General features: G+C 70.2%; 4 protein-coding genes and 1 pseudogene. 3 read left to right on the top strand and 2 right to left on the bottom strand.

The window, feature by feature from the left end:
• Both ACJ8AT_RS30690 and ACJ8AT_RS30685 read left to right on the top strand, forming a co-directional pair.
• A partial coding sequence (locus ACJ8AT_RS30690; RefSeq protein ID WP_407741485.1) for a transposase occupies positions 1-462 on the top strand: 462 nt, incomplete at its 5' end.
• A 145-nt stretch (positions 463-607) separates the two neighbouring features.
• Positions 608-1,798 carry a cytochrome P450 gene (locus tag ACJ8AT_RS30685; RefSeq protein WP_407741484.1) on the top strand — a complete coding sequence of 397 codons (1,191 nt, stop codon included), beginning with the start codon at positions 608-610 and terminating at the stop codon, positions 1,796-1,798.
• A gap of 4 nt (positions 1,799-1,802) precedes the next feature.
• Here the strand turns inward: ACJ8AT_RS30685 and ACJ8AT_RS30680 are convergent, their stop codons facing one another.
• Together ACJ8AT_RS30680 and ACJ8AT_RS30675 are read right to left on the bottom strand one after the other, a co-directional pair.
• Positions 1,803-3,413 (bottom strand): GYF domain-containing protein, encoded by a 1,611-nt coding sequence (locus ACJ8AT_RS30680; RefSeq protein ID WP_407741483.1) that lies wholly within the window; start codon positions 3,411-3,413, stop codon positions 1,803-1,805.
• Between the two features lie 371 nt (positions 3,414-3,784).
• Positions 3,785-5,890, bottom strand: a complete 2,106-nt coding sequence (locus ACJ8AT_RS30675; protein ID WP_407741482.1) for an ATP-binding domain-containing protein — start codon at positions 5,888-5,890, stop codon at positions 3,785-3,787.
• 168 nt (positions 5,891-6,058) lie between these two features.
• On the opposite strand from ACJ8AT_RS30675, the pseudogene ACJ8AT_RS30670 reads away from it, so the two are divergent.
• Positions 6,059-7,105 (top strand): annotated as a pseudogene (locus ACJ8AT_RS30670) (kinesin); the annotation flags it as partial.

Here is a 7,105-nt window from a genome sequence, read left to right as displayed (position 1 = left end):
TTCGAGTACGTGCGACGCGGCACGGTCAACCTCCTGGTCAAGCTCGAGGTGCATTCAGGCCGGATGCGCGGCTGGGCGCTGGAGAAGAACGATGGGGCCTGCTTACGAGCGGTGCTGCCCCAGTTGCTCTGGGACCATCGCCACGCGCGCCGTATCCACCTCATCTGGGACAACGGCTCCAGCCATGTCGCCCGGCAGACGCGGGATTGGCTGCACACCCATTATCCGCTCGTCCGGGTGCTCATCACTCCGGCGCATGCAACCTGGCTCAACCAAGCCGAATTGCTCCTACGCGCCTTCACAGAGCGCTACCTGCGGCGCGGAGAGTGGGCCAGCCGCGGCGGCCTCATTGACCACCTCAACACCAGCTGGCCCGAGTACAACCGTCTCTACGCCCATCCATTCACCTGGTCCTGGACTCGCTCCAAGATGCACGCGTGGATCGACCGCCACCTGTCCTGACTATGTTGAAAAACTTGTCGGACAGTCCACTAGCAGGCGCCCTGGCAATGCAGCTTCAGGCGCAGGCCGGGCCCCGAGAAGTTTGGCTGCATTTCACCCAGAGTGCGTCTACCCTGCGCCTCCCTCTCGACAGAAAAAGGAAGTCATGGGCCCACGGTTGAACCTGTTGGCTCCCGAAGTACGAGCCAACCCGTACCCCTACTACGCGGAGCTGCGGCGGACCTCGCCCGTGTGTCAGGTGGCTCCCGGTGACGTCTGGGCGGTGACGCGCTACGACGATGTGATCACCGTCCTCAAGAACCCCCTGCTCTACTCCTCCGAAGGCATGCGCCGGGCCACCTGCCCCGCGTGGCTCGAGGATGCGCCCTTCGCTCACTCAATGGTCGTCCATGATCCGCCGGTGCATGGGCGGCTCCGGGCGCTCGTCAACCGCGCCTTTGGCCCCATGGTGCTGAACCGGCTGGAGCCCTGGGTGCGCGAGCAGGCCGAGTCACTCGCCGCACGGCTGACCGCCGGACAGACGGTGGATCTCATCGAGGCCTTCAACCGGCCTCTGCCCGTGAGGGTCATCCGGGAGTTGCTGGGGCTGGAGCCCTCGCTCGAGCCCCTGTTCCCGCGGTGGGCCGATGATCTGACGAGCACCTCCTCGGTCGCGCCCGGAGACCTCGCGCGCATGGAGGAGATCCGCTTCACCGTGCGTGAAGCGCGGCGCCACTTGTCCGCGGTGCTGGAGAGACGCCGCCTCTGCCCGGGCCAGGACATGGTGAGTGAGCTGATCGCCGCGCGGGTGGAGGGCGAGGCGCTGACGGACGCGGAGCTGCTGGGCTTCCTGTTGATGCTCCTCATCGCCGGGATGGAGACGACCATCCACCTGCTCAGCCACTCCGCGCGGCTGCTCATGGAGCACCCGGAGGTGCTGAAGCGCGTGCGGGCGGATCGCTCGCTCGTGCCCCAATTGGTGGAGGAGGTGCTGCGCTGCGAGCCGCCCGTTCACGGCATCCTGCGCGTCACCACGTCCGAGACCGAGCTGAGCGGAGTGTGGCTGCCAGCGGGCGCCTGGGTGATGGCGATGCTGGCCTCGGCCAACCGGGACGAGAGCCACTTCCCCGACGCGGACCGGTTCGACATCGATCGCCCGGGGCCCCAGAACCTGCCCTTTGGCTTCGGCATCCACTTCTGCCTGGGCGCGCCGCTGGCCCGGCTCGAGGTGCGGCTGGGGCTCGAGGCGTTGCTGTCGCGCTTCAGCGCCATCGTCCCGCGAGGGCCCGTGACGTGGAACCACTCCCTGTCCGTGCGCGGGCCGAGGAGCCTGCCGGTGGAGCTCGTCGCCGGGTAGCGCGTCAGAACACGAACGGGAAGCGGACCGGCCCGCCCTGCTCGTGGTGCTGGGGGAAGGTCCAGGCGCGGATCTTCCCCTCCAGGCAGAGCGCCAGCGAGGTGCCCTGGAACCGGGCGGTCTCGGTCTCGACGTCCGTCACCCGGCCGCTCGGAAGGATGGTCCAGCGCACCACCACCTTGTGTCCCTCGTCCGAAGCGGGCTTCTGCTCGTTGACGCACGCGGTGATGTCGGCCTTGTTCGCCACCACGACGGAGAAGATGTCGGACTCGGTGAGCGCGGCCGGCGGCTCCACGGGCTTCGGATCAGGAGGGATCCAGACCGTGCGCTTCGGCTGCGGGGGCGGCTTGCCGGGGCCCGCGAGCTCACGCGCGAAGTCCTCGTCGAGCTTGAGATCGTCATCCACCTCCTGCTCTTCAGCGGCTCGGGAGGCCACACGCTCCTTGGCGGCAGGCTCCGTGGCAGGCAGCGCCTCGGCCTTCGCCTGCTTCCGCATGGACGGGTCGGGCAGGTTCAGGCGTGTGGGCGCGGCGGCCCGCTTCGGGGTCTCCACGATGTCGCCTCCCGTGGGCGTCGGCCGGGCGAGCGGCATCGGCGCTCGGGTGGAGCTCGTCGTGATGACCGCAGTGCCGCCGAGCGAGGAGAGCGAGCCCAGGGCCGGCGCGAACGCCGAGGCCTCGGGCTTGGAAGTCACAGGGCCCGGGAGGGCCGCCACGCTCTGGGGGACAGGAGCCGTGACGTCAGGCTTCGGCGTCACGAGGGCCGGGGGCATCGCCGCATTCGCCGGAACCAGCGACGGAGCCGATGCCTGGGCCTCCGCGCTCCGGACGGCGGGGGTGGGCTCGGAAGAAGCACCACGAGCACGCGCGCCCAGTCCGGCCGACAGCCCGAGGAACCAAACGATGCAGGCGACGAGCATTCCGCCCATGAGCCCGCCGCCGAGCGCGAACCACATGCCTCCGCGAACGCGCACCTCCACCTGGGTGGGCATCTGCGAGGAGAGGACCCCCGGCGCTCCCGCGGCCTCCTGCGCCCGAGGCGCGTCCGGCACGGTATCGGGCTCCGGCCCGAGCGCGGGAGCCATCACCGGTTCAGGCTCCAGGACAGGAGGCGAGGACGGAGGAGGCCGGAGCGGGAGCGGAGGTGGCACCTCTTCCGCCAGGATGCGCAGGGCCTCGGCGCCCTTGAGTGGGAAGTCCAGCGCGTCGGCCTGCGGGTCGGGCACCAGGTCCTCGGGCGCCGAGGGCTCGATCGTCGCACGCGGAGCAAGCAGCTCCGCCAGGCCCTTCACCCGGCACACCGGCTGCCAGCCATCGAAGCCCTTGCGCCAGCAGAGCGAGTCAGGCCCCAGCTCTCCGCGCTCCCAATGCGACCGCAGGGCGGCGATGTCGAGCGGCCCCTTCACCTGCTCGCCCAGGGCGATGTGCCAGGGCTGACGCGCGGCCTCGTCGCGAGCCGCTTCGAGCTCGCGCGGATCCAGCGCGCGGGAGCTGCTCAGCAGCAGTTGTTCGGTCAGTGCTCCCCACGGCCCAGGGGCCGCGGAGGTTGGCGCCAGGGCAAGGTTCTTGTCCGTGCGCAGCACGCTGACGATGGCATCGAGCTCCGACTCCGACATGCCCCCCAGGACAGGTGGGCGTGCTCCGTCGGGAGCCCTGGAAACGTCCCCTCGCAAGATCGTGAGGCTTCTACTGCCGTCCTCCTTCGAACCCATGAGCGCACCCCTTTCTGAGGCTTGCTAATGGAGCGCTCTCCTCCCCGCAACGTCAACGGGGAGCCGCTGCGCGGAGGTGCCCACGCGCCACACTCTTTTCGGATCCGCAGCGGAAAAGTTCCACGTAGCGACTGGATCTACCGCGGTTCTCTCCCCTGGGAGTACCTCGGAGGACAGAGGCGCCACGTGGAGACAACACCGCACCTGAGGGTCTCGCGCGGCCGCGAGTAAGTGACGCCTCGTCCCACTCAGGCCGCCGCGCGTTCCCTTTAAGCTCAGGCAGGGGGCGCCGGCAGCAGGCGCGAGCGCAGGCCCGCGGAGATGACCCAGAGCTGGTGCGAGGCGCGGGTGATGGCCACGTGCAGCTTGCGGCGAGTCTCGTCCGTCTGCGGCCAGGCCCGCGCCGTGGCGTCCGGGAGGATGACGTAGTCGAACTCGAGGCCCTTGATGCTCTCCACGTCGGTGACGTCCACCCCGGGCTCGAACGAGAAGTCTCCTTGCAGCACCAGGCGCACGGCGGACATGTCATCCACCACCTTGTAGAAGGCACGCGCGGCCTCGGGGCTGCTGGCGATGACGGCCACCGCGGCGCGTGGCTCCCGGTCGAGCAGATCCTTCAGCGCGTCCCGGACGAAGAGCCAGGCCTGGGCCTCCTCGGGGAAGTGGTGGAAGCCCACCGGCACGCCCTCCCGGGCGTTCTTGGGCGGGGACTCGGGCGCCAGGGGCCCCAGGACGTGCCGCGCCAGCTCGATGACGGGCCGCGGGCAACGGTAGGAGACCGAGAGCCGCACCGTCGCCGCGTCCTTCACGCCCAGCTCCGCCAGCGCGGTGGGCCAGCCGGCGAAGCTCGTCGTGGTCTGCTGCATCTCGTCGCCCGCCAGCGTGCAGCTGCGCTTCTTGCCGAGCTGCTGCCCCACCACCGCCAGCTCGAACAGCGAGAAGTCCTCCGCCTCATCCAGGACGACGTGCGCCAGCGTGTCCGTGCCCAGGTGCCCGTGCCGCATCTTGAGGAAGAGCAGCAGCGGCAGATCCTCCACGTCCACGGTGCCCGCCAGCTCGTCCGGCGTGGACTCCTCCAGCGAGAGCCCATCCACGGTCTCGAGGGACTCGGGAGTGTAGCCCTCGAGCTCCTGGGCCAGCGGGGTGGCGAGCTGGAGCATCGTGTGGCGCACGGTGTCCTCGATGGCCGTGGTGGGCAGGTCGCCCTTCGAGGCGTCCACCACCTCGGCCAGCAGGCTCCGGTCGGTGAGCACCTCGGCGAGCCGCTTGTGCAGCTTCTTCAACGACGGATCCGAGCTCTTCCGCTTCCCGAGCTGCCGCTCCAGCACGGGCCGCAGCGCCGGGTGGCGCTTGAGCCGGGCGGTGAGGGCCGGCTTGTCCGGAGACAGCGCGATGGACTTCACCCCGAACGCCGTGCAGGCCGTGGCATAGGCCCACGCGTCGAGCGTCTCCACGGACGCGTTGCGCAGCTCCAGCGGCGCGAGCAGCCGTTTGGCCAGCCGCGCCAGGCCCTCCTCGGGGACGATGACCTTCATCTTCGATGGGGCCGAGGCGGCGCGCAGATCAAAGGTGATCTTCGCCAGCCGGTGCAGGGCCACGGTGGTCTTCCCGCTGCCGGCGCTCCCCAGCACGAGCAGCGGCTGATCCACGCCGGCCTGGAGCGCCGCGAACTGCTCGGCATCGAGCTGGGCGGTGACATCGAACCTCGCCGCGCGCCCCTCCTGGCCGGTGCCCACGCCGAGGCTCCCGGCGCGCACCGCCGTGCCTGCTCCACCGGAGAGCACGGAGGTGAGGCCACCGGCCTCGTGCCAGGCTCCGCCGGGGGCGCGCTCCAGGTGGAGCGGCCCGGCGCTGATGCGCGTGAGCACGCCGCGCTCGATGACCACGAGCCGCCGAGCCTCGACGACGCCCTCGGAGAGCCGCTCGCCGAAATATTCCTCGTAGTCGTCGCCCTCCTCGTAGCCGTAGAAGACCCGGGCGATGGGCGCGAAGCGCCAGTCGATGATGCGCACGCCCGCCGCCGAGTCCGTGAAGGTGGTGCGCCCCAGCAGGTATTCTTGCGAGCTGCCCTCGTGCCGTTTCAGGCGCAGGTGCGCGAAGTAGGGCGTGTGGGGCTCGGGCAGGTGGGCGGTGGCCTCGCGCTCGAAGAGGGTGCGCGTGTTGTCCAGCTGCTGGAACAGGGCGGGCAAGTCGCTCTCGACGGCGGTGCTCGCCTCGTCACGCAGCTCCGTGAGCCGTTCGAGCAGGGCCTGGCGGTCCTGGCCTTTGCTCGCCCGGATGCGCGCCGCCTGGATGGCCGAGAGCACGCGAGCGAGCATCGCCTCCTCCTCCGCGATGATGGCTCGCGCCTGCTCGCTGAGTGCTTCGCTCGGCTCGTTCATGGAAATCCTCGCGCTCTCGACGGCGGCCTCCCTCCGGAGCCGCGGCGCAAGGTGAACCCTGGCGATGGATTGGTCAACCCCTTGGATCTCCGAGCGGATTTGCTACTTTATAGGTGCCCCGCAGGGGGCGTGAATTCCGGAATGAGTTGTGCTGGGGTGCGCGCTCTCATGCCTGCTCCCCTCGTGTATCGCCGCTATGGCGGCTCCCTCCAGGTCGACATTCCGCACTTCGAGGCGCTCCTCGAGGCCATCCACATTCCCGAGACGCAGTGGATGGCCACCGCGTGTCCGCTCGAAGGGCTCCAGTGCGATCCGCGCTTCCTGTCCATGCTGGACAGCGATGGCAACGGGCGCATCCGCGTCGCCGAGGTCCGAGAGGCCGTGCGGTTCACGGCCAAGCACCTCCAGGCCCGTAAGGGGGTGGACGCTCGCAGCGACGTGCTCGAGCTGGAGGCGCTCTCGCCCGAAGGGGCGAAGCTCCGGTCCGCGGCCCGGCACATCCTGGAGACGCTCAAGGCCACCGACACCGCGCGCATCTCGCTGGAGCAGGTGCGCGCCAGCGAGAAGGTCCTGCGCGAGGCCGGCCGCAACGGTGATGGCATCATCGCCCCCGCCTTCCTCCCGGAGAAGGTGCGCGGGCTGGCCTCGCGGATCATGGCGGTGTTCCCCGAGGTGAAGAACCGCGCGGGTCAGCCGGGGATTGATCTGCCCATGCTCCAGCGCTTCCGCGAGGCTCGCGTGGCCCTGCTGATCCACCTGGCCCAGCAGGCCTCGGTCCAGGTCTGGGGCGACACGAGCCTGGAGCGCGCCCGGCGCATCGTCGCGGTGAAGCCGCTGCTGGAGGCGTACTTCCTCCAGTGCCGCCTGGTGGCTGCTCAGCCCGACGCGGCCGCGAGCCTCAAGCTGCCCGCCGGCCGCGTCGAGGGCGCGCTGGGAGACACCGCCGCGCTCGAGAAGGCCGCGGCCGTGCTCCCCATCGCGCCGCTGGACTCCTCGGGTGTGCTCACCTGGTCCCAGCTGTACCGGGGCTCGGCCTTCGAGGTGCTGGAGGCGTTCCGCAAGGACGTGGCCGCTCCCGCCACGGGCGACGCGGAGAAGCTGAGCGACGCGGCCTGGAAGGAGCTGTCCGCCAAGGCCGACGCCGTGCTGGCCTGGCAGGCCGGGCTCGAAGCCAACGCCGTGCACGGCCTGCTGCCCGAACTGCTCACCATCGCC

Origin of the sequence: Hyalangium sp., assembly GCF_045802625.1 — a bacterium.
In the GTDB taxonomy this organism is placed as follows: Bacteria; Myxococcota; Myxococcia; order Myxococcales; family Myxococcaceae; genus Hyalangium.
Note: the sequence above shows the minus strand (reverse complement) of the source record. Positions and strands in the feature narration are given on the sequence as shown.

What these genes read in the sequence shown, in the direction of transcription:
- ACJ8AT_RS30680 (WP_407741483.1), bottom strand. Translation starts at nt 3,413, where the DNA reads ATGTCGGAGTCGGAGCTCGATGCCATCGTCAGCGTGCTGCGCACGGAC.
- ACJ8AT_RS30675 (WP_407741482.1), bottom strand. Translation starts at nt 5,890, where the DNA reads ATGAACGAGCCGAGCGAAGCACTCAGCGAGCAGGCGCGAGCCATCATC.
- ACJ8AT_RS30685 (WP_407741484.1), top strand. Translation starts at nt 608, where the DNA reads ATGGGCCCACGGTTGAACCTGTTGGCTCCCGAAGTACGAGCCAACCCG.